The following is a 21,577-nucleotide window of genomic DNA, read 5'->3' on the forward strand; positions in this document are numbered from 1 at the left end:
GGATGCTGCCCGGTCACTGTAGAGCGGCGCGCAGCCGCTCGGCGTACCGCCCTCGCTCCTCGAGGTCGTCGTACTTGTGCCGAGGCCAGAAGAAGCCGCGCAGCCCGTCGCCCTTGGTGCGCGGCACCACGTGCAGGTGCAGGTGGGGCACCGACTGGCTGACGACGTTGTTGATCGCCACGAAGCTGCCCTGCGCGCCCAGCCCCTCGACCACCGCGGTCGCGATCCGCTGACCCGCGGCCAGGAACGGGTCGCGCAGGCGCGCCGGCAGGTCGGGCAGGGTCACGACGTGCTCGCGCGGGACCAGGAGCACGTGCCCCTTGAACACCGGGCGCTGGTCGAGGAAGGCGAGGAGGTCGGGCTCGTCGAGGACGACGTCGGCCGGCACCTCGCCGGCCACGATCCCGCAGAAGACGCAGTCGGCCATGGGTGCAGCCTAGGAACGACGCGGTCAGTGGCACACCACCCCGCGGCAGTCCCGCGGGAGCACCACCCGGCCGTGGTGGGCGGCGTCGAAGTGCTGGGTGTCGCCCCGGCCGTAGGTCCAGCGCAGCCCGTGGCGGGCCATCAGCCGGACGACGACGTGCGCCCTGCTACGCCACGCGATCCGCGGGTGCGACCGGGGCTGCCACCAGGCGTTGGGCACCAGGCCGGTGGCCGAGCGGTAGGGGTTCTCCCAGGTGTTGACGTCGAGCGAGCGTCCCCACGAGTGCGGCGACCGCACGCCCGGGCGGTTGACGACGTCGCGGCAGTTGAAGGCCGAGGTGTTGCCCGCCGCCATCGAGCGGTAGTCGTCCGCCCCGCCCAGCCGGTGCGACCAGCCGAACCGGTCGACGCGGTACATGGCCCGGATCGGCAGCCGACGCCGGTACATCTCGGCCAGCGCACCGGCCATCCGCTCCGCCGCCCCTGCCGCGGCCACCACCTCGCCCCGGCGGCGGTAGCCGTCGTAGTCCCAGTAGTTGACCCGCACCAGCCGCAGCCCGGCGCGGCCCACGGGGCAGCCCCGGTGCCACGACCGACCCACCATCGAGCGCCAGACCCGGTCGGGGATGCGCACCACGACCGGGGCGGCCCCCGGCGCGGTGGCCCGGGCCTGGGGCGGCAGCGCGATCCGCGGCCGCGGCGCGCCGACGGGCCAGCGAACCGCCCGGCCCGGCGGCCGGTTGTCGAGGCGGTGGACGTCGCTGCGGCCGGCCTCGAGCCACGGCAGCCGGGGAGTCTCGACCCGCCAGCGGGTGTCGACCCGCGGCGCGACCCGCACCCGGGCCCGGCCGTCGGCGCCGACCGCGACCGCGCGGCTGACCCGCCACCCGCCGCCCCCGGTGCGGCGCAGCAGGCGCACGGTGCCGGTCGCGGGGCGGCCGTCGTCGCCGCGCCAGCCGACCAGCAGCACCGCGGAGCGCTCGTCGACGAACGACGCCGGGCCGGTCAGGGTCACCACGCTGCGCCGGAGCAAGAGCCGGACGGCCACCGGCCCGGCCGTCGCGGCGTCGTGGGTGTCGTCGCCGGCGTACGACGCGCGGAACAGGTTCTCGGCCGGCCGCGGCGAGAGCGGCGCGGAGGTGGTCGCCGTGCCGTCGGCGCCGGTGACCACGGTCGCCAGGGGCTGCCACCCGCCACCGACCTGTCGCTCCACGACCACGCCGGCCCCTGCCACCGGGCCGCCCGACGACGACAGCGACACCCTGATCGTGCTCGGGTCGCCGGCCCGGGCGTCGGCCCCCGACAGCACCAGCTGGGTGGGCGTCGCGGCCGCCGCGACCGGGGGCGCGAGCCAGCCGAGGGCGAGCACGCAGACCACGACCAGGACCGCACGCCCGAGGTTCATCGGGTCAGTGTGGTGGCCGGCCGCGCCGGCCACCACACCCGTTCGGTCAGGCCTGGCGCTTGACCTTGCCCGTGCGCGCGCTGACCTTGACGACGGTGGCGTACGACGCCCGGGCTCCGGTCACCCGCACGCTGATCCGCTTGCCGACGTCGGCCTTGCGCAGCGTGTAGCTCGCCCTGGTGGCCCCCGCGATCCTCGTGCCGTTGCGCAGCCAGGTGTAGGTGAGTCGCACCGGACCCGGCGACCAGGTCCCGAGCTTGACCGTCAGCTTGCGACCCTGCCGCGCGGTGCCCGTGATCCTCGGCCTCGGGGCGGTGAGCAGCCCCACCGACGCCGCGGTGGGTGCCGAGTCGCGGACGACGGCGGCCGCCCCGGCCAGGGTGCCGGTCACGCGCACGCTGATCCGGCGTCCGGCGACCGCGTTGGTGACGACGTACGACGCGCCCGCGGCGCCCGCGATCGGCGTGCCGTCGGCGAGCCACTGGTAGCCGAGGGTCACCCCGGTCGGGCCCCAGCTGCCGGGCCGGGCGGTCAGCCGCTGACCCGTGCGCGCGGTGCCGGCGACGGTCGGCGTGCCCGCGGAGACGGCCGGCGCCTCGGGTGCGGCCGCGACCGCAGCCGTCGCCGCGGAGGTGCGCTCGGCCGGGGTGTGCCCGGCCAGGGTGCCGGTGACCCGCACGGTGACCGGCTGGCCCTGCTGGGCGGCGGTCAGCGCGAGGGTGCTGGCGGTCGCGCCGGCCACGGGCTGGCCGCCGGCGAACCACTGGTAGGCCAGCGCGACGCCGTCAGGGCCCCAGGCGCCGGGCACCGCGGTGAGCGTCGAGCCGACCTGGGCGGTGCCCGAGATGGTGGGCGTCGAGGCGCTGACCGCGGGTGCCGCCGCGACCGCGGCCGTCGCCGCGGAGGTGCGCGCCACGGTGCTGTAGCCGGTCAGCGAGCCGGTCACCCGCACCGTGATCGCCTTGCCCTGCTCGGCGGCCGTGGGCACGAAGGTCTGGGCGGTGGCCTGGCCGACGGCCTGGCCGGCGGCGTACCACTGGTAGGCCAGCGCGACGCCGGACGGACCCCACGCGCCGGGCACCGCGGTGAGCGTCGAGCCGACCCGGGGCGTGCCGCTGATCGTGGGGCGGGTGAACGACACCGGAGGGGCGCCCGCGGTCACCGGGCCGAGGTACGGCGCGGCCCGGTCGACGGCGTCGGCGCCGGCCTTGGCCCCGGTCACCCGCGCGGTGATGTAGGACCCCTCCAGGTCGGGGGTCAGCGTCAGCTCGCGCTCGGTCTGGCCGGGGATCACGAACCCCCCGTCGAGCCACTGCACGTCGAGGTCGACGGCGCCCGGGCCCCAGGTGCCGGGCACGAGGGTGAGGGTCTGCCCCACCTTGGGCGTGCCGGTGATGGTCGGGCTGCCGGCGCTGATGGCGGGAGCGGCGCCGAGCCGCACGGTGTAGCTGCGGTTCATGGCCACGCCCTGGGGGAAGTCGACCACCGCGGCGTCGCGCAGGGCGTAGGCGCCGTCACCGGTGGGCCCGTCCCAGTACTCTCCGACGCCGGAACCGGTGTAGCCGGCCGGCGTGCCGAAGTAGACCTTCACCGAGCGGCCGGGGTAGCCCACGAAGCGGTAGCGCCCCTCCTCGTCGGTCTCGTGCGGGCCGGACTGGATCGGGCCCCAGCCGCCGAGGTCGCTGCGGTACTCCTGGATGTTCAGCGGCGCGTTCGCCAGCGGCGAGCCGTTGGTGTCCTGGAGCGTGAAGACCACCTGGGGCAGCCGCTTGAGCACGAAGTCCCTTTGCACGCCCGCATTGGCGGCGATCGCCACGTCGGCCGACGAGGACGTGTACACCGGGCTGTCGATGTCGCTGCCGTAGGAGCCGGCCTCGACGCGGTAGCTGCCGGGGATGGTGTTGTCGGTGTAGTCGCCGGTGCGGGTGTCGTAGCGGCCCTGGGCGTCGGTCACGATGCCGTAGCCGCCACCGCGTCCGGGCGTCTGCGAGAGGGTGACCGTCGCTCCGGCGATCGGCTGGCCGGCCTCGTCGCGCACGGTGCCGGTCACCCAGCCGGTCGGCTGGAGGACGACGTCCTTGCCGAGCGTGGTCGCGCCTCCGGCGACGGTCACCAGGGTCACGTCGTAGGGGCTCCAGCGGTCGTCGAAGTACTCGTGGCCGAGCGTGCCGGGCCCGGCGAAGCTGCCGGGGTAGACGCGCACCCGGTAGCGACCGTCGGCCAGGGCCGGCGAGGCGAAGGCGCCGCCCGCGCCGGTGGTCACGCTGGCGACGGAGTTCTCGAAGCTGGGGTCCTCGCCTGCGGTCGTGGCCCGGTCGAAGACCACCTGCGCGCCGGCGTGGCCGACGGGCTGGCCACCGACGGCGCGGACCTTGACCGTGCCGGAGATCGTGCCGGTCGCGGCCGACGCGGGTGCGGCGACGAGCCACGACCCGATCAGCGCGGCGACCGCGAGGACGGCGGCGAACAGCTGGCGTGTGGACGCCATGGGCATGGGGGTCCCTCTCGAGTGATGGGTCTAAGGAGTCCGCTTTAGTCAAGCGGCCCACCCACCTACCCCCGCACCCCCCTGCCAAACCTGTGGCCCGGCTCACAGGCCGACCGGCGCGCGCCCGGCGTCGCGCGGACGGCTCAGCGGCCGATCCCGTGCAGGAGGTTGTCGAGCAGGCGGTCCACGAACACCTCGTCGAGGTCGTGGCCGGGCAGCAGCAACCGGTGGTAGCAGGCCCCCCACAGCTGGTCGACCACCGTCTGGGCGTCCACGCGCTCGCCGAGCTGGCCGGCGGCCCGGGCGGCCTCCAGCCGCTCGACGGCCAAGCGGCGCCGCGGCTCGGCGTACGAGTGCAGGTAGGCCTCCATCAGCGCCGGGTCACGCTGGGCCTCGGCGATCAGGCCGCGCACCACCGGGCCGGCCGGGGTGCCGGTCAGCAGGCCGACGAACGAGTGGAGCTGCTCGCGCAGGTCGTGCTCGAGGTCGCCGGTGTCGGGGAACTCCAGCGCCTGCTCGACCGCGGCGAAGTAGCCCTCGAGCGCCAGGGCTCCCTTGGAGGGCCACAGCTTGTAGATCGTGACCTTGCTGGCGCCGCTCTCGGTCGCCACCCGCTCGATCGTGAACCGGTCCATGCCGTCGGCGAGCAGCAGCCGGCCGGCCGCGGCGAGCACGTCGCGGCGGACGTCCTCGGTGGGGCGTCGTCCTCGGGGCATCGGGTCTCCTATTGAACGATTCGTTCATATATGCTTATATGAACACAGCGTACACATTCCGGTGCGCGTCCACCAACCGGAAGGAAGGCCCGCCATGACCACCACTGCCCACCCCAGCGACACCCCCCGTCCCAGGGTCGCCCTCGTCACCGGCGGCTCCGGCGGCATCGGCACCGCGGTCGTCGAGCGGCTCGCGGCCGACGGCTTCGCCGTGGCCGTCCACTACGTCGGCAACCGCGACCGGGCCGAGGAGGTCGCCCGCACCGCCGCGGCGGCGGGCGCCCGCACCGTCGTCGTGGAGGCCGACATCGCGGACGAGGCCGCGGTCGCGGCCATGTTCGACGAGGTCGAGCGGACGCTGGGCGGCGTCGACGTGCTGGTGCACAGCGCCGGCATCATGCTGCTCTCCCCGCTCGCCGAGCTCGACCTCGACGACTTCGACCGGATGCACCGCACCAACGTGCGCGGCACCGTCGTGGTCGCCCGCGAGGCGGTGCGCCGGCTGCGCGACGGCGGGGCGATCATCACCTTCTCGAGCTCGGTCGTGAAGCTCGCGCTGCCCACCTACGCGGCCTACGCCGCCACCAAGGGCGCGGTCGACGCGATGACCATGGTCCTCGCCAAGGAGCTGCGTGGCCGCGACATCACCGTCAACGCCGTCGCCCCCGGCCCGACCGCCACGCCGCTGTTCCTCGACGGCAAGCCGCAGGAGGCCGTCGACCAGCTCGCGAAGATGCCGCCGCTGGAGCGGCTCGGAAAGCCGGCCGACATCGCCGAGGTCGTGGCACACCTCGCCGGGCCGGCCCGCTGGGTCAACGGCCAGGTCGTCTACGTCAACGGCGGCATCGCCTGACCGCACCACCCACTCGTCCGCTCACCACACCGACCGAAGGAGAACCGCCATGACCACCCCCAGCTCCCCGGACCCCACCGCTCGCACGGTCCTCATCACCGGCGCCTCCGGCGGCTTCGGCGCGCTGACCGCGCGGGCGCTGGCCGACGCCGGCCACACCGTCTACGCCGGGATGCGCGACCTCGGGGCGCGCAACCGGCAGGCCGCCGAGGACGCCCGCAGCTACGCCGGCGAGCACGGCGTCGACCTCCGACCCGTTGAGATGGACGTCGTCGACCAGCGCTCGGTCGACCGCGCCGTGGCCACCGTGATCGAGGAGGCGGGCCGGATCGACGTGCTGCTCCACAACGCCGGCCACATGACGATCGGCCCCACCGAGGCGTTCGAGCCCGAGCAGCTCGTGGAGCTCTACGAGACCAACGTCGTCTCCACCCAGCGGGTCAACCGCGCGGTGCTGCCGCACCTGCGGGCCCAGCGCGACGGGCTGGTGCTGTGGATGGGGTCGTCGAGCACCCGCGGCGGCACCCCGCCGTACCTGGCGCCGTACTTCGCGGCCAAGGCCGGGATGGACTCCCTCGCCGTGAGCTACGCCGCCGAGCTCGCCCGGTTCGGCATCGACACCGCGATCGTCGTGCCCGGCTCGTTCACCGTCGGCACCAACCACTTCGCCCACGCCGGTCATGCCGCCGACACCGAGGTCGTCGCGGCCTACGAGAGCGAGTACGCCGGGCTGGTCGACCAGGTCGCCGCCAAGCTCGCCGACCTCGCGCCCGCCGACCAGGACCCTGGCGACGTCGCCCGCGCGGTGGTCGACCTGGTCGCGACCCCGAAGGGCCACCGGCCGTTCCGGGTGCACGTCGACCCCGCCGACGACGGTGCCGAGGTGGTCAACGCCGTGGGCGACCGGGTGCGGCGCGAGTTCTACCGCCGGGTCGGTCTCGAGGACCTGCTCCAGCCAGCCCTGGCGTGACGCGTCAGGGCGAGCCGACCCGGGAGACCGGCCGGGCGCCCACCTCGCCGTAGGTCACGGCGCGTGGATGGTGGCGCGATGACCGAGTCCGCCCGAGGGACGGGATGGCAGCCGCTCGGCGGGCCGTGGGCCCGGGTCACCGTCCTCTTCCAGCTGGCGATCTTCGCCCTCCCGGTGCAGCGCGCCCTGTCCGGCGGCCTGGACAGCACGTTCTGGCTCCCCGTCGCCGCCCTGGTGACGACCGCAGCGGCCGGGCTGCTGGTGCTCGTGTCGCCGCCGTGGCGCCGCGTCGGCCTCCGGGTCACGGGCGCCACGGTCGTCGCGGCGCTGCTCGAGGCGCTGCTGGTGGTGGGTCTCGTGCTCGTCCACGCACAACGGACCGGCTGGCGGCTCCACTGAGCTCCCATCACGACGACGAAGGGCCCCGACCGGACGGTCGGGGCCCTTCGTCGTAGTGTCCTCGCGAGGGGTGCCACGTGGCATGGCGGTGGTGGAGCTGGCGGGAATCGAACCCGCGTCCTCGAGCGTCGAACCAGGTCTTCTCCGGGTGCAGTCAGTGATGTCGTTCTGCTCGGCCCCGGCGCTCGCACTGACACGTCGCCGACAGGCCCAGTCACGGAATAGTCCCGCTCACCCTCCGCGACAAGGAATGAGCAGCAAGTCTCCTAGATGACGCCAGGGTCCGGGCCGGAGACGGATACCCGGTCTGACGCTTCGATCACCGCTCAGGCGGCGAGAGCGAAGGAACTGCGCTTAGCGTTGGCAGTTATTGGTTTCCAGCGATCGTTTACGAGATGACGCTGGCTCCTCGACCCGCTTCCCCTGGAACTAACGTCCCAAGTCGAAACCGATCAGCCCCTCTTGAGTTGTGCTTCCACTCTAGTGGGTGCAACCGACCAGACCCAGCCCTTATGCCCGCGGCTCAGCTCAGCCGCGCGCCGTGGGCGCTCAGCGCCCGGGCCAGCGCGTCGGCGTACCCGCTCTCGCGCAGGTCCTTGACCGGGTTGTCGACCACCCGGTTGAGGTGCTCGCGGCTGGCGTTGCAGCGGATCTCGCCCATCGGCCCGACCAGGCGTAGCGACGCGACCGCGAACGGTCCCAGCCCCTGGCGGATCACGTGGAGGTCGCGGCAGGCGACCGTCCAGGCCGGCCCGGTGGCACCGTCGACGGTGAACGACGCCCGGCCGTCGTCGACGTGGAGGGTGCCGTAGATCGCGTTGAGGGTGCCGCCCATCGCGCCGATCACGCCGCCGCCCAGGACCTCGAGGTTCCACGTCGACGCGACGGCGGGTGCGAGCGGAGGCACCGGCCCCGGCGGGACGGCCGGCGGCGAGCGGAACGACCGCACCAGGGCGACCGCACCCGCGACCACCACGAGGAGGCCGAGCGCACCCACCACCAGCAGGGCCAGGACGAGGACGGACACTCAGGCACCACCCTCGCCGAGCAGCCGGACGGCGTTGTGCCAGCAGACCGAGCGCAGCCAGTCGTCCCCGAGGTCGAGCCGGACCAGCCCGTCGAGCTGCTCGGCGTAGGGGTCCGGGATGGTCGGGAAGTCGGAGCCGAACAGGATCCGCGGCTCCAGGTCGCGCAGCCGCGGCACGACGCGCTCGTCGAAGTGCTCGCGGAAGAAGTAGCTGACCGCCATCGAGGTGTCGAGGTGGACGCCCTCGTGGCGGTCGGCCAGGTCGAGGAAGGCCATCGACTCCGGTGCGCCGAGGTGGGCCACCACGACGGTGAGCCGCGGGTGACGGGACAGCAGCCGCGCCATCGACTCGGGACCTGTGAACTCGGTGCCGACCGGCCCCGACCCGGCGTGCACCAGCACCGGCGTGCCGGCGTCCTCGAGCACTCCCCACGCCTCGTCGAGCAGCGGGTCGTCGAGGTGGAAGCCGCCCACCTGCTGGTGCACCTTGACGATCTCGACGCCCTCGGCGACGAGCTCGCCGACGTACGACGCGACGCCCTCCTCGGGGTAGAGCGTGGCCGACCAGAGCGCCTCGGGCACCTCGGCGGCGAAGGCGCGCGACCAGTCGTTGAGGTAGGCCGCGACGCCGGGCTTGTGGGCGTAGGGCAGGGTCGGGAACCGGCGTACGCCGAACGCGCGCAGCAGCTCGACCCGCTCCTCGGCGGGCTGCCGGTAGCGGATCGGCCACTCGCGCCCGATCAGCGGGCCGGCCTGGTCGAACTGGCGCCACACCGCGGCCTCGATGTTGGGCGGCAGGAAGTGCGCGTGCGCGTCGAAGAGCCCCGGGAGCCCGAGCGCGGTCCAGAAGGCGCGGACCGGTGCGACGTCGGGGTGCGCCTCAGTCACGCATGCCCTTCAGCCGCCGTCCGACGGCCTGCTCGACCTCGCGGTTGGCCTGCCGCTCGGCGATGGAGTGGCGCTTGTCCCACGACTTCTTGCCCTTGGCGAGAGCGATCTCGACCTTGGCGCGGCCGTCGAGGAAGTACAGAGACAGGGGTACGACGGTCAGGCCGCGCTCGTTGACCCGCCGCTCGATCTTGTCGATCTCCTCGCGGTTGAGCAGCAGCTTGCGCTTGCGGCGCGCGGAGTGGTTGGTCCAGGTGCCCTGGGAGTACTCGGGGATGTGGACGCCGTGCAGCCACGCCTCCCCGCGGTCGATGTCGACGAACCCGTCGACCAGCGAGGCCCGGCCCTGCCGCAGCGACTTCACCTCGGTCCCCTGCAGCACCAGCCCGGCCTCGAAGGTGTCCTCGATGGCGAAGTCGTGACGCGCCTTCTTGTTCTGCGCGATCATCTTCCGCCCCTGTTCCTTCGGCATCCCCCCATTCTCGCAGGCGCGGGCAACGGGGTTTGCCGCAACCGCCCGCTGGTTGAGGAAGCTGCGCCGGCGGTGGTTGAGGTGCGAGCGGAGCGAGCCTCGAAATCACCGCCCCCGAACGTCGGCCGTCCCACCGGAAGGGCGTTCGGCCCACCGGGTTTCGAGGCTCGTCGCTGGCGCTCCTCGCACCTCAACCAGCGCCGGCGGTGGTTGAGGTGCGAGCGGAGCGAGCCTCGAAACCACCGCACCCGAACGGCTACCGTCCCCACCGGAGGGCGCTCGTCCCACCGGGTAACGAGGGAAGGACCTCGTCCTTCCTCGACCAGCGTCGATCAGAGGTAGCCCATCGGGTCGACGGCGTTGCCGTCGCGCAGGATCGTGAAGTGCAGGTGGCAGCCGGTGGACCAGCCGGTCGAGCCGACGTAGCCGACGGTCTGGCCGCGCTTGACCCGCGCCCCCTCCCCGACCCGGTACGACGTCGCGTGGTTGTAGACCGCGGTGATCACGTGGCCGTTGACCCGGCCGACGTTGACGTAGAGGCGGTTGCCGTAGACCGAGCTGTAGTAGCTGGAGACCACGGTGCCGTCGGCGACGGCGCGCAGCGGGCTGCCGCAGCCGGCGCCGAAGTCGGTGCCGTCGTGGAGACCCCAGTAGCCGTAGATCGGGTGCTTGCGGTAGCCGAACGGCGAGGTCACCGAGCCGGTGACCGGGTCGAGCAGCAGGCCGTCGCTGTTGCCGGTGTAGCCCGGGCTGTCGTCCTGGGCCGCGGCCGCCATGATCTGCTGCTTGATCTTCTCCTCCTCGCGCTTGAGCTTGGCGAGGAGCGCCTCGTCGGCGGCGCGGGCCTGCCGGGCCTTGGCCTCCGCGGCCTTGGAGGAGTCGACGAGGGTGCGCACGCTGGCCTTGGCGGCCCGCGCCTCCTCGAAGAGGCCGGCGATGACCTCGAGGTTCTGCGCGGCCTCACGGCGGCGCAGCTCGATCTCGCGCTTGGTCCGCGCCACCGCGGCCTTCTGCTCCTCCAGCTGCGCCTCGATCTCGGTGAGGCCGGCGAAGGAGATGCTCTCGCGGTCGACGACGGCCTGGTTGAGGCCGAGGCGGCGCGAGAGCTCCTCGGGGCTGCTCGACTCCAGCAGCGTCGAGAACGCGATCAGCTGCGAGGGGCCCTGGGTGTACTGGTCGGTGACCGTGTCGACGACGACCTCGCGCTGCGCGGCGAGCTCGGCCCGGCCCTGCGCCAGCTCGGCCTGCGCCTGCTCCAGCCGGGCCTCGGCCTCGGTGAGCTTCTGCTGCATCTCGGCGTCCTTGGCGCGAGCCTTGACCAGCTGGGCCTCGGTCTCGGCGAGCGACGCCTTGGCCCGCTCCAGCCGGACCCGCGCCTTCTCCACGGCAGCCGCGGCGGCGCGCACCTCCTTGCTGGAGTGCTCGAGCTCGTCGTTGGCCTGCGCGATCTGGTTCCGGACGTCCTTCTGCTTCTGCTCGAGGTCGTCGGAGTCAGCGGCGTAGGCGATGGGGAGGGCCATCGCGCCGACGGCGAGGGTGCTGACGACCGCGGTCGCGAGCACGCGCCGGCGGGCGGCGCCGGGGAAGTAGCGCACGGATCTGCCTTCGGTGTTCGGGGAAGTGAACCCCTCGACCGTAGGGCAGCGAGGTCAGACTTTGATGTATTTGCCCGTCAGCGCGAGTGTCGGGATCACCGTCAGCACCGGAGCCAGGATCGCGATCACGACCAGCGCCACGGTGTAGTCCTCCATGCCGATCCACGGCATGAACGAGATCGACTCCGAGATCCGTTCCTGCACGCCGAAGTACATGAACGCTGCCAGCGCTCCGCCGGCCAGCACGACGGCGATCACCGCGCTCACGATCACCTCCATCACGAACGGGATCGCGATGTAGAGCGTCGAGGCCCCGACCAGGCGCATGATGCCGATCTCGCGGCGTCTGGCCATGGCCGCGAGCCGGATCGTGTTGGCCACGAGCAGCAGCGCGGCGAGCACCAGGAACGCCGCGACACCGAGGGCGCCCCACTGCAGGATGCCGAGCCACTCGTACAGCGGTTTGAGGTCGTCGCGCAGGTCGCGCAGCTGGGAGACACCGTCGAGGCCCACCACCTCGCTGGTGATGCCCTCGTACTCGTTGGGGTCGTTGAGGGTGATCCAGTACGACTCCGGCATGTCCTCGGCGCTCATCGCCGCCAGCAGGCTGTCTCGGCGTTCGTCGCCGTAGAGCTCCTTGACCTTGTCGAACGCCTCGGTGCGGGACTCGAACCGGTAGTCCTTGACCTCGGGGTTGTTCTCGATCACGTCGGTGATCTGCTGCTTCTGGGCGTCGGTCGCCTCGCCGGCGCAGGAGGGGTTGGGGTCGCGGTCGCGGCAGAGGTACGCCGTGACCTGCAGCTCGTCGCCGAGGTAGCGCACCGCGATGTCGGACTGCTGGCGCAGGAGCACGCCGAGGCCCACCAGGGTCATCGACACGAACAGGGTCAGGATCACCGCGATGTGCATGGAGAGGTTGCGGCGCAGCCCCTGGCGGAGCTCGGAGAAGACGTATCGCAGCTGCATGGGAGGGGGCTCTCTGGTTCCGGGGGAAGGTCAGCTCTGGACGTCGTAGGCGCCCTGCGCCTCGTCGCGCACCACGCGGCCGTCGACCAGCTCGATGACCCGCTTGCGCATCTGGTCGACGATGCTCGCGTCGTGGGTGGCCATCACGACCGTGGTGCCGGTGGCGTTGATCCGGTCGAGCAGGTTCATGATCCCGGCCGAGGTGGTGGGGTCGAGGTTGCCGGTGGGCTCGTCGGCGATCAGGATCATCGGCCGGTTGACGAACGCCCGGGCGATCGCGACCCGCTGCTGCTCGCCACCCGACAGCTCGTCGGGGAACCGGTCGCCCTTGCCCTCGAGCCCGACCAGCTCGAGGGTCGCGGGCACGTCGCGGGCGATGTCGCGGCGCGACTTGCCGATCACCTGGAGCGCGAAGCCGACGTTCTCGGCGACGGTCTTGGTGTTGAGCAGGCGGAAGTCCTGGAAGACGGTGCCGATCTGGCGGCGCAGCCGCGGCACCTTCCAGCCGGCCATCCGGTTGATCTCCTTGCCGGCCACGTGCACCCGCCCCGAGGTGGGACGGGTCTCGCGCAGGATCAGGCGCAGCGCGGTGGACTTGCCGGAGCCGGAGGCGCCGACCAGGAAGACGAACTCCCCCTTCGCGATGTCGGCTGAGACCCGCTCGAGAGCGGGGCGCCGGGTGCCGGGGTAGGTCTTGGTGACCTGGTCGAAGCGAATCACGTGGACCGAGGCTACGCGCCGCACCCAGTGTTCCCCGGGAGGCTGGGCCGCGGGCGCGTGGGCCGTGTCCCGGCTCACCCCGCGCCGGTCTCTACGCTGGCCGCATGCGCCTGCCCGTCGGCTCGACCCTGGCCTCGCTGGTCGCGACCGCGGCCGCGGTCGCGGCGGGCGTCGCGGTGCTGGGACCGGCGGCGGGCACGGGCGAGGTGCCGAGCGCGGCGCCCACGCCGCTGACCGGCTACGACACCTCGACGGTGACGATCGAGCGGGCGCCGTTCTGCGACGACGTGCCGGACGCCGCCATCACCCGGGCCCTCGACGCCGACGCGACCGGCGCCGAGGCGTGGGGCAACGGCGACCCGGTGCCGCTGCCGTCGGGCGCCGACACCGCCCACGAGTTCGGCTGCACCTGGACCGCCGACGACGGCTCGGCGGTCAGCGCCTGGGTCTTCGCCCCGCAGGTCGACCGCCGCACCGCGCGCTCGCTGGTCAACCAGGTGCGGCGCACCGAGGGCTGCACCACTCCCCCGGGCCCGGCGTACGGCGACCCGACCCTCGCCTCGACCTGCACCTCCGGCGGCACCGTGGTGGTCGGTCACCGGGGCCTGTTCGGCGACGCCTGGCTCACCTGCACCGTGTCGGCGCCGGTCGCCGGCACCGCCGGCACCGCCGGCACCGCCGGCACCACACGGACAGCGCTCACCAGCCGGGCGGGCGAGTGGTGCGTGGCGGTCGCCGAGGCCGCGCGGGCCTGAGCCCCGCAGCGGCGGGCGGGGACTAGTTCGACTCGGCCTTGTCGGCGCCCCGGCGCCAGCGGATGCCGGCCTCGAGGAAGCCGTCGAGCTCGCCGTCGAAGACCGCGGTGGGGTTGCCGGTCTCGTAGCCGGTGCGCAGGTCCTTGACGATCTGGTAGGGGTTCAGCACGTAGTTGCGCATCTGGTCGCCCCACGAGCCCTGCACGTCGCCGCGCAGCTCGTCGAGCTGGGCCCGCTCCTCGGCCTTCTTCAGCGCCAGCAGCTTGGCCTTGAGGATCACCATCGCGCTGGCCTTGTTCTGCAGCTGGCTCTTCTCGTTCTGGCAGCTGACGACGGTGCCGGTGGGGATGTGGGTGAGGCGCACGGCGGAGTCGGTGGTGTTGACCGACTGCCCGCCCGGGCCCGACGAGCGGTAGACGTCGACGCGGATCTCCTCGTCGGGGATGTCGATGTCGTCGGTCTGCTCGAGCACCGGCACCACCTCGACGGCCGCGAACGACGTCTGCCGGCGGCCCTGGTTGTCGAACGGGCTGATCCGCACCAGCCGGTGGGTGCCGGCCTCGACGCTGAGCGTGCCGTAGGCGTACGGCGCGTGCACGGCGAAGGTGGCCGACTTCAGGCCGGCCTCCTCGGCGTAGGAGGTGTCGAAGACCTCGACGGGGTAGCTGTGCTGCTCGGCCCAGCGGACGTACATCCGCATCAGCATCTCGGCGAAGTCGGCGGCGTCGACGCCGCCCGCGCCGGAGCGGATCGTGACCAGCGCCTCGCGGGCGTCGAACTCGCCGGAGAGCAGGGTGCGGACCTCGAGGGCCTCGACGACCTTCTTGACCTTCTCCAGCTCGGCGCCGGCCTCGGCCAGCGAGTCGGCGTCGCCCTCCTCCTGGCCGAGCTCGACGAGCGCGCCGAGGTCCTCGATCCGGGCCGACAGCTCGGTGAACCGCTCGACCTCGCCCTGGAGCAGGGACAGGCGGCCGGTCACGCGCTGGGCGTTGTCCTGGTCGTCCCACAGGTCCGGCGCCGCGACCTGGTCGCCGAGGTCGGCGATCTCGCGCCGCATCGCCTCGATGTCGAGCACCTGCTCCACGGTGTGCATGGTCGCCTGGAGCTGCTTGATCTCCGCTTCGAAGTCCGGTCCTGCCACGTGGAGCAACACTACGGGGCCGGGCACCACGGTGTCGCCACCGCACCCTCGCGGTGGGGACGGTCGGCTCAGGCCCGGCCGAACACCTGCACGGCGTACCACCGGCCGCCGGCCCGGCGCGCGGCCAGCCCGAGCAGCCGGTAGCGCGGCTCGAGGATGTTGGCGCGGTGTCCGGGCGAGCGCATCCAGCCGGTCACGACCGCCCGGCCGGAGGGGAAGCCCACCGCGACGTTCTCGCCGACCATGCTCAGCCGGCAGGTGCGCAGCACCGGCCCGAGGTCCTGGTGGAACATCCGGCGCTGCTTGGCCATCCGCACGGCCTGGCGGCGCGCGAACCGCTGCACGCAGTCCTGCTTGACCAGCCTGGCCAGACCCGCGGCGGTGCGCTGGGCGTTGGTCGCGGCGACGGCCTGCGCCTGGTAGCGCGACTTGGCGTCGGCGTGCGCCGGCTGGGTCGCGGGTACGACGAGCGCCAGGCCGAGCAGGAGGGTCAGGACGAGGCGTCTCATGCCACGACGCTACGTCGCCGGGGCCGACTCCGCACGCGGAACGTCGGAGTGGCGCACCGGGCAGCCGCGCACGCCGGGGGTCGGGAAGGTGCCGAGCCGCTCGACGTCGTGGCCGTCGGGGTAGCTGCGGATCCAGGAGATGTCCTCGACCAGCTTGGGCCGGCGCCGGACCGGGAACGCCCGCAGCACCACGCCGCGGCCCCGCAGGGCGGCCCGGCCGGCCCGCTCGACCCAGGCCGGTGGGGCGTCGTAGCGCAGCGCCTGGCGCAGCGGCTCGTCCATCAGCGCCCGCGCGAACACCCCGGCCGGCCGCGCGAGGGGCTTGGCGTAGAAGGTCTTCATCAGGTCCAGCGTCGCGTCGGCGACCCGGCGCCCGCCCTCGTCGTAGGCGAAGTGGTCGCGCTCGTAGTCGTCGAGGTAGGTCGCGAAACCGTGGTAGGTCGTGGGCACGTCCTTGATCCCCATGTGGCGGCCGAGCGTGCGGTAGTAGTGCACGGAGGCCTCGACCTCCGCGTGGGTCAGCGGGCGCTTGCCGTAGTCGTCGAGCCAGCGCTTCGGCACCACCACGAACGTCGCCAGCACGTAGAGCATCTCGTGGTTGGGGATGTCGTAGCTGCGGTGCATCTGGTTGATCCGGCGGATCGCGGCGCGCGACTCCGGGTGGTCGAAGCCGAGGCGCGCGGGCGGGTCGAGCAGCAGCGCGGTGTCGTCGTAGCGCTTCTGCACGTTGCCGGTGAACTCACCGGTCTCGTCGAGCAGGCGGCCGATGCCGGGCACGGCGTAGGTGCGGAACAGCGCGAAGCTGAGCGCCTGGTTCATGTCCCAGGGGAACTCGTGGGCGACGACGTTGTAGTAGATCTCGGTGCAGTCGCGCTCGGGGTCGAGCGACTCGTTGCGCCGCTTCCAGTGGGTGCGCCTCATGGCGACAAACTAGAGCAGCCGCTCCATTCCGTCTAGGCTCGCCGCATGCGTACGCCGCAGCAGGAGCGCTCCACGACGTCGGCCGACCGGATGCTCGACGCGACGCTCGACCTGCTCGCCGCCGGCGGGCTGGCCGCGGTCACCGTCGCGGGGGTGGCCCGCGCGGCCGGCACGTCGAACGGGTCTCTCTACCACCGCTTCGGCGACCGTCGCGGGCTGCTGGTCGCCGCCCAGGACCGGGCGCTGGCCCGGGTGGAGGCCGAGACGCTCGCGGCCTTCGGAGCCGTCGACGCCCTGCCCGACGACGAGGCGGTGGCCCGGCTCGCCGAGGTGGCGGTCGCGATGTTCGGCGACCACCGGGCGGTGCTGCGGGCGTTCCTCGTCGAGGCGCAGGACGACCCCGACTTCCAGGCCCGCAGCGAGCGCTGCACCCACCTGATCGCCACCACGACGACCGGGTGGCTGCAACGGCGGCTCGGCGCGGGGCCCGAGGAGGCCGAGGCGGCGTACCGGGTGATCGTCTCGCTCGGCATCACCTCGGCCCTGCTCGACGAGGGCGGGGTCTCCCCCACCCCGCTGGCCCCCGCGGCGCTGGCCGCCGCGCTGGCCAGGGCGGTGCTGGCGATCGTGTCGACCCCCAGCACCGCCTGACCCCCGCTCAGTCGCGGCAGAGGATCCTCGGGGCAGCGAGGGTGACCACGGCGCCGGACTGGTCGGTGGGCGTCCCCTCGGTGTTGGTCGACGCCCACTCGAAGGTCAGCCGGAACACGTTGGTGACGTCGAGCAGCAGCGGCTGCGACTGCGTGAGCTGGTAGGAGCCGGTGAACTTCTCCGTGCCGTCGAGCTCCAGCCGGGCGGTGCCGGTGGCGGTGATCTCGGAGGTGTCGTCGAGGCCCACCCGGGTCGAGAGCTGGGTGCAGCGGCGCAGCAGGTTGTACTCGGTCTTGCCGTCGTTCTTGTGGGCGTCCGCCCGCACCGACGGGCCGTACGCGACGCCGTTGATCGAGGCGCTGCCGTACTCGTAGGTCGACGAGCCCGACACCGGGCTGAGCTGCGTGAGGTAGCGCCACGAGTAGACGGTCACCGGCAGCACCTTGCTGGTGCTGGCCTTGCGGGTGCGGCTGGCGGGGCGCAGCACGCGGTAGCTGCGGGTCTTCGTGCTGGACACCTTGTCCATCAGCACGAACCGGCGCTTGCCGTCCAGCTTGTCGGTCATCTTCGTCGTCTTCCACGCGCCGCCGGCGTACCTGATCTGGAGCTCGACCTTGTCGCCCTTGGTGCCGGGCCTGACGGTCCCCCGGATCACGACCCGATCACCCTGCTGCACCACCTTCGGCGCGCTGGTGACGGTGACGGTGAACTTCTTCTTCGGCGGCGCGGCCTCCGCGGTGGTGGCCGTGGCGGCGAGCGTGGTGGCGGTGACGGCCGTCGCGAGGGCGGCCCCGAGCATGCGTGTGATGGTCATGCTGGGTCCGATGCACGGGTGTGCGGTTTGGTTCTCAGCTGGTTCCGCTGGTTGAGGAAGGACGACGTCCTGTCTCGAAACCCGGCGAGACGAACGCATTTCTGGTGGAAGCGACTCCGTTGGGGTGACTCGGGGCGCCCGCGCGTCTAGCGGGCTCGGGTATCGCTGGTTGAGGAGGGACGAAGTCCGTCTCGAAACCCAGTGAGGTGACAGCCCTCCCGCAACCACCCCGGGGCGACTCACCGGTGGTCGAGCAGCGAGCGCCAGCGAGCGTCGTCGAGACCCCCCGTACGACGACAACCGGTCCTGGGGCCACTGGGTGGTGCTGACTCTTGGGGCCCGCGCGCCTAGCAGGCCGACGCTCGCCGTCAAGGATTCCCTACGGCGCACTGCCGGCACTCGCAAGCTCGCGCCGCCAGCACTGCGCGGGCGTTCCGCTGGTTGAGGAAGGACGAAGTCCTGTCTCGAAACCCGGTGAGACGACAACCGTCCAGCAACCACCGCGGGCAACCCAGGCTTCGCCGAGCCGTCGTTGATTGACGCCGGGTCGGCGATACCCGCGCCCGCATTCAGTGCGAGCCGGAGGGCGTTTGGCCCGCAGGGGTTTCGAGACAGTCGCTTGCGCGACTTCCTCAACCAGCGGTGGGACGGCGGGCGCTGGTTGAGGTGCGAGTGGCGCTAGCGACGAGCCTCGAAACCCAGCGCCCCCCCAAGGTAACGATCAGGTCAGAACCCCCAATCCCCTTGTGGACAACGCGAAAACCGACCAGGGACTGTCGGTGGTCGGTGCTTGAGTAGGTCACATGACAAGCCCGCACACCACCCGCTCCCGGCACCGCGTCACGCGTGCCGTCGGTGACGCGCGTGGTGTGCTCGAGGAGCTCCGCGACCTGCCCCTGTGGTCGATGGACGCCGCCGAGGCCGGCCACGCCCTGACGGAGCTCGCCAAGCTCAAGAGCCAGGTCGCAGCACTCGAGCTCCGTCTCGCCAAGCACGCCCAGACTGAGAAGGTCGAGGCCGCCTCCGGCGCCACCTCGACCGCAGCGTGGCTGGCGGTCGCCACGCACGCCACCCGCCGAGAGACCGCCAGGACGATGCGGCTGGCGGAGCAGCTCGACACCATGCCCGTTGTCGCCCAAGCCCTCGCGCGTGGTGAGCTGCTGCTGGAGCAGGCCGAGGTCATCGCCAGGGCGATCGCCAAGCTCCCCGACGACCTCGACCCTCGGATCCGCGAGCAGGCACAGACCAAGCTCGTCGAGCTGGCGCAGCACCACGACGCCAAGGACCTCGTCGTCTTCGGCAACCGGATCCTCGACATCGTCTGTCCCGAGGTCGGCGAAGCAGCCGAGGCCAAGGCCCTCGAGCGCGAGGAGCGCGAGGCCGAGAAAGTTTGCAAGCTCACGATGCTCGACGACGGCGAGGGCCGGACCCACGGCCGGTTCGTCATCCCCACCATGCACGCCGAGGCGCTCAAGAAGGCGCTCTTCGCCCACGCGGCGCTGACCCACGAGAAGGTGACCTCGCAGTCGCTCGGTCGGACGTTCTGCGACTACATCCTCCGCTACCCCGCAGACCGGCTTCCCCAGCGCGGCGGCGTCAACGCCACCGTCGTGATCACCATCCCGCTCGCCGTCCTCGAAGGACGCCTCGCCGCCTGCGAGCTCGACACCGGCACCCGGATCAGCCCCGGCGCCGCCCGACGCCTCGCCTGCGAAGCCGGCCTCATCCCCGCCGTCCTCGACGGCCAGGCCCAGGTCCTCGACCTTGGCCGCACCCGCAGGCTCTTCACCACCCCGCAACGCATCGCCCTCGGCCTACAGCAGAACACCTGCCGCAGCGAAGGCTGCGACCGACCCGCCTCCACCTGCGAAGCCCACCACAAGACCCGCTGGACCGACGGCGGCAACACCGACCTCAAGGACGGCGTCCTCCTCTGCCCCTCACACCACCAACGCGCCCACGACCCCGCGTACAAGACGACCTACCTACCCACCGGCAAGGTCCAGTTCCACAGGCGGACCTGAGCGGCGCTATCCACAGATTTACCGCCGCCCACTTCCCGAGCCCGCGACCTCGTTCTACGGTGCTGCCCTCAGCACTCCTACTCGGGACGGAGGCCGCTGGTGGCGTTGACGCACGCTGAGTCGCTGGTCGAGGAGCTCGACCTCCACGTGCGCGAGCGCGTCCGCCGCGAGGGCGTCGACCCGCAGCGCGACGCGCCTCTCGTGCGCCGGATCGCCGAGGACGTCGTGCGCGACCACGACCAGCGCAGCCTCACCGGCATGGTCGCTCCGGTGCCCGACGTCGACTCGATGGTCGGCGAGATCGTGGCGCGGGTGTCCGGCTTCGGCCCCCTCCAGCCGTTCCTCGACGACCCCACGGTCGAGGAGGTCTGGATCAACGACCCCTCTTAGGTTTACAAGGGGTAGCGTAGTGGGTTCTGATGCCGGACGCTACTGGCGACAGAGTTCGTAAAGGACCCGCCAAGGTTCGACCTGAGGTCTAACCTCCCCTCATGGCAGTTCCATCGGCTTACCTCACCAGCACGAAGAACACGAGCAAGATCCTGGAAGCGATGCAGAAGGCATCCGTACCGGCGTCGACTGGTTTCACCTACGAGTTCTTGAAGCAGTTGGGTTTCTCCAGTTCCTCTGATCGCCCGATCATTCCCGTACTGAAGGCAATCGGTTTCCTCGATCACTCTGGGACGCCAACGGAGTTGTACCGGACCTATAAGGACCCGGCGCTCGCCGGTAAGGCCCTGGCTCAGGGTCTCCGGACTGGGTACGCCGATCTTTTCGCGGTCGACAATGACGCGAACAAGAAGTCCGCTTCTGAGTTGGCGGGCATCTTTGCGCGCCTCACTGATAAGGGTGAGGCCGTCACGGCAAAGATGGGGTCGACGTTCCATGCGCTTGCCCAACTGGCGGACTGGACGCCAGAGCCATCGGTCGAAAATCAGCAAGATGAACCCGACGAGCAGTTGGACGGTAGGCAGAACGGCGGCGAGGGCAAGGACGAGCGTCGCGACCAGAACGGCGGAACGTTCTCACTCCGGCACGACATTCACGTCCATCTGCCACTTTCTACTGACGTCGCTGTCTACGACGCGATTTTCAAAAGCCTCCGAGAGAACCTAATGTGACCGAGACTCTGCAGGCATTTCTGTTTCGTTCGATGGCCACCAATCGCCTTCTCGGAGTCAACGATGAGCCGGATTTGAGCCTCGCCCAACGCACCATTGACAGTTTCTCGCGGGAGGCCCGAGAGCAGGCAGCTGCTATGGGGCGCGTCTACGAGTTGCTCTACTGTCTGGAGAACTCGATACGAGAACTGATCGAGACGACGCTCAAGGAGGACCTCGGCCAGGACTGGTGGGTCAACGGTGTCGGTCCCTCGATTCGCAAGGGTGCTGAGAAGCGCGCCGATGACGATAAGAGGGCTCGTTGGCACGGACCTCGGGGCGACTCGTTGCTGGTGTATGTGGACTTCCCGCAGTACGGCGACATCATCCTGAGCCAGTGGTCGCTGTTCGAGCCCGTGCTCGGTGACCAAGACTGGGTGACGGCCTACTTCGCTGAGTTGAATCGGACGCGTCGCGCCCTGGCGCACACAGGCCGTCTCACGGAAGCCGATGTCGAGCGGATGGACGTGCGCGTCAGGGACTGGCTGCGGGTAGTCGGTTAGGTCCCCGTTGACGAATCCCAGCAGTGTGACTTACCGTCAGCCATAGTCGAAGCGCTGTTACCCACTGGGAATGCGTGAGGCCTGACCGTCGAGGCACAGGCGGTCCGACAGACATCGTTGGCACGTCCCCGAGGATCCCGGCCAGGGCGCCCCTCTCAGAGAATCATTCCTGAG

At 71.7% G+C, this 21,577-nt stretch carries 23 protein-coding genes and 1 other RNA gene; 9 read left to right on the forward strand and 15 right to left on the reverse strand.

The annotated features are described in order from the left end of the window. Window positions 1-13: 13 nt before the first annotated feature. From JT721_RS16850 to JT721_RS16865, 4 genes are all read right to left on the reverse strand, one after another. Complete coding sequence (locus JT721_RS16850; protein WP_205474421.1) at window positions 14-427, reverse strand: HIT family protein; 414 nt, start codon at window positions 425-427, stop codon at window positions 14-16. Window positions 428-451: 24 nt separating this feature from the next. After that, entirely contained in the window at window positions 452-1,831 is a 1,380-nt protein-coding gene (locus JT721_RS16855) for a M15 family metallopeptidase (RefSeq protein ID WP_205474422.1), read from the reverse strand. Window positions 1,832-1,877: 46 nt separating this feature from the next. Beyond that, window positions 1,878-4,319: a carboxypeptidase regulatory-like domain-containing protein gene (locus JT721_RS16860; protein ID WP_205474423.1), complete on the reverse strand. Its 2,442-nt coding sequence runs from the start codon at window positions 4,317-4,319 to the stop codon at window positions 1,878-1,880. A 143-nt stretch (window positions 4,320-4,462) separates the two neighbouring features. Next, window positions 4,463-5,035 (reverse strand): TetR/AcrR family transcriptional regulator, encoded by a 573-nt coding sequence (locus JT721_RS16865; protein WP_205474424.1) that lies wholly within the window; start codon window positions 5,033-5,035, stop codon window positions 4,463-4,465. 94 nt (window positions 5,036-5,129) lie between these two features. Between JT721_RS16865 and JT721_RS16870 the strand changes: the two genes are divergently transcribed. From JT721_RS16870 to JT721_RS16880, 3 genes are all read left to right on the forward strand, one after another. Further along, a complete protein-coding gene (locus tag JT721_RS16870; RefSeq protein WP_205474425.1) occupies window positions 5,130-5,888 on the forward strand; it encodes an SDR family oxidoreductase in 759 nt (252 codons plus the stop codon). A gap of 49 nt (window positions 5,889-5,937) precedes the next feature. Further along, window positions 5,938-6,858, forward strand: coding sequence for an SDR family oxidoreductase (locus tag JT721_RS16875; protein ID WP_205474426.1), 921 nt, complete (start codon window positions 5,938-5,940; stop codon window positions 6,856-6,858). Window positions 6,859-6,936: 78 nt separating this feature from the next. After that, complete coding sequence (locus JT721_RS16880; protein WP_205474427.1) at window positions 6,937-7,257, forward strand: hypothetical protein; 321 nt, start codon at window positions 6,937-6,939, stop codon at window positions 7,255-7,257. A gap of 89 nt (window positions 7,258-7,346) precedes the next feature. Here JT721_RS16880 and ssrA read toward each other — a convergent pair. The 7 genes from ssrA to ftsE all read right to left on the reverse strand — a co-directional run bounded on the left by ssrA (window position 7,347) and on the right by ftsE (window position 12,925). After that, window positions 7,347-7,717, reverse strand: a transfer-messenger RNA (tmRNA) gene (gene ssrA, locus JT721_RS16885). A gap of 63 nt (window positions 7,718-7,780) precedes the next feature. Continuing rightward, window positions 7,781-8,284 carry a hypothetical protein gene (locus JT721_RS16890; protein ID WP_205474428.1) on the reverse strand — a complete coding sequence of 168 codons (504 nt, stop codon included), beginning with the start codon at window positions 8,282-8,284 and terminating at the stop codon, window positions 7,781-7,783. Further along, on the reverse strand, window positions 8,285-9,172 hold the full coding sequence (locus tag JT721_RS16895) for an amidohydrolase family protein (protein WP_205474429.1): 888 nt from the start codon (window positions 9,170-9,172) through the stop codon (window positions 8,285-8,287). Then, window positions 9,165-9,644, reverse strand: a complete 480-nt coding sequence (smpB, locus tag JT721_RS16900; protein ID WP_205474430.1) for an SsrA-binding protein SmpB — start codon at window positions 9,642-9,644, stop codon at window positions 9,165-9,167. Before smpB ends, JT721_RS16895 begins: the two co-directional genes overlap by 8 nt. Before the next feature lie 332 nt (window positions 9,645-9,976). Further along, window positions 9,977-11,239, reverse strand: coding sequence for a murein hydrolase activator EnvC (locus JT721_RS21850; RefSeq protein ID WP_205474431.1), 1,263 nt, complete (start codon window positions 11,237-11,239; stop codon window positions 9,977-9,979). A 54-nt stretch (window positions 11,240-11,293) separates the two neighbouring features. Further along, window positions 11,294-12,205: a permease-like cell division protein FtsX gene (gene ftsX / locus JT721_RS16910; protein ID WP_205474432.1), complete on the reverse strand. Its 912-nt coding sequence runs from the start codon at window positions 12,203-12,205 to the stop codon at window positions 11,294-11,296. Window positions 12,206-12,235: 30 nt separating this feature from the next. Continuing rightward, the gene (ftsE, locus tag JT721_RS16915) at window positions 12,236-12,925 is read right to left on the reverse strand and encodes a cell division ATP-binding protein FtsE (RefSeq protein WP_205474433.1); all 690 of its coding nucleotides are present in this window, start codon (window positions 12,923-12,925) and stop codon (window positions 12,236-12,238) included. 104 nt (window positions 12,926-13,029) lie between these two features. Here ftsE and JT721_RS16920 point away from each other — a divergent pair, with 104 nt between their 5' ends. After that, a complete protein-coding gene (locus tag JT721_RS16920; RefSeq protein ID WP_205474434.1) occupies window positions 13,030-13,680 on the forward strand; it encodes a hypothetical protein in 651 nt (216 codons plus the stop codon). 22 nt (window positions 13,681-13,702) lie between these two features. On the opposite strand, the gene prfB is transcribed toward JT721_RS16920, so the two are convergent. From prfB to JT721_RS16935, 3 genes are all read right to left on the reverse strand, one after another. Beyond that, window positions 13,703-14,821, reverse strand: coding sequence for a peptide chain release factor 2 (prfB, locus tag JT721_RS16925; protein ID WP_205474435.1), 1,119 nt, complete (start codon window positions 14,819-14,821; stop codon window positions 13,703-13,705). A 68-nt stretch (window positions 14,822-14,889) separates the two neighbouring features. Continuing rightward, on the reverse strand, window positions 14,890-15,330 hold the full coding sequence (locus JT721_RS16930) for a CAP domain-containing protein (RefSeq protein WP_205474436.1): 441 nt from the start codon (window positions 15,328-15,330) through the stop codon (window positions 14,890-14,892). A gap of 9 nt (window positions 15,331-15,339) precedes the next feature. Then, window positions 15,340-16,251, reverse strand: coding sequence for an oxygenase MpaB family protein (locus JT721_RS16935; protein WP_205474437.1), 912 nt, complete (start codon window positions 16,249-16,251; stop codon window positions 15,340-15,342). 45 nt (window positions 16,252-16,296) lie between these two features. Here JT721_RS16935 and JT721_RS16940 point away from each other — a divergent pair, with 45 nt between their 5' ends. After that, window positions 16,297-16,902: a TetR/AcrR family transcriptional regulator gene (locus tag JT721_RS16940; protein WP_205474438.1), complete on the forward strand. Its 606-nt coding sequence runs from the start codon at window positions 16,297-16,299 to the stop codon at window positions 16,900-16,902. 7 nt (window positions 16,903-16,909) lie between these two features. Here the strand turns inward: JT721_RS16940 and JT721_RS16945 are convergent, their stop codons facing one another. Next, the gene (locus JT721_RS16945; protein ID WP_205474439.1) at window positions 16,910-17,716 is read right to left on the reverse strand and encodes a hypothetical protein; all 807 of its coding nucleotides are present in this window, start codon (window positions 17,714-17,716) and stop codon (window positions 16,910-16,912) included. 803 nt (window positions 17,717-18,519) lie between these two features. Between JT721_RS16945 and JT721_RS16950 the strand changes: the two genes are divergently transcribed. From JT721_RS16950 to JT721_RS16965, 4 genes are all read left to right on the forward strand, one after another. After that, complete coding sequence (locus tag JT721_RS16950) at window positions 18,520-19,740, forward strand: HNH endonuclease signature motif containing protein (protein ID WP_205474440.1); 1,221 nt, start codon at window positions 18,520-18,522, stop codon at window positions 19,738-19,740. Between the two features lie 99 nt (window positions 19,741-19,839). Next, window positions 19,840-20,130 (forward strand): hypothetical protein, encoded by a 291-nt coding sequence (locus JT721_RS16955; RefSeq protein WP_205474441.1) that lies wholly within the window; start codon window positions 19,840-19,842, stop codon window positions 20,128-20,130. Window positions 20,131-20,231: 101 nt separating this feature from the next. Further along, window positions 20,232-20,861 (forward strand): DUF5343 domain-containing protein, encoded by a 630-nt coding sequence (locus tag JT721_RS16960; RefSeq protein ID WP_205474442.1) that lies wholly within the window; start codon window positions 20,232-20,234, stop codon window positions 20,859-20,861. After that, on the forward strand, window positions 20,858-21,403 hold the full coding sequence (locus JT721_RS16965; protein ID WP_205474443.1) for a Swt1 family HEPN domain-containing protein: 546 nt from the start codon (window positions 20,858-20,860) through the stop codon (window positions 21,401-21,403). Before JT721_RS16960 ends, JT721_RS16965 begins: the two co-directional genes overlap by 4 nt. The last annotated feature ends 174 nt before the right edge of the window (window positions 21,404-21,577 follow it).

This window comes from Nocardioides sp. SYSU D00038, from assembly GCF_016924665.1.
Classification (GTDB): Bacteria; Actinomycetota; Actinomycetes; order Propionibacteriales; family Nocardioidaceae; genus Nocardioides.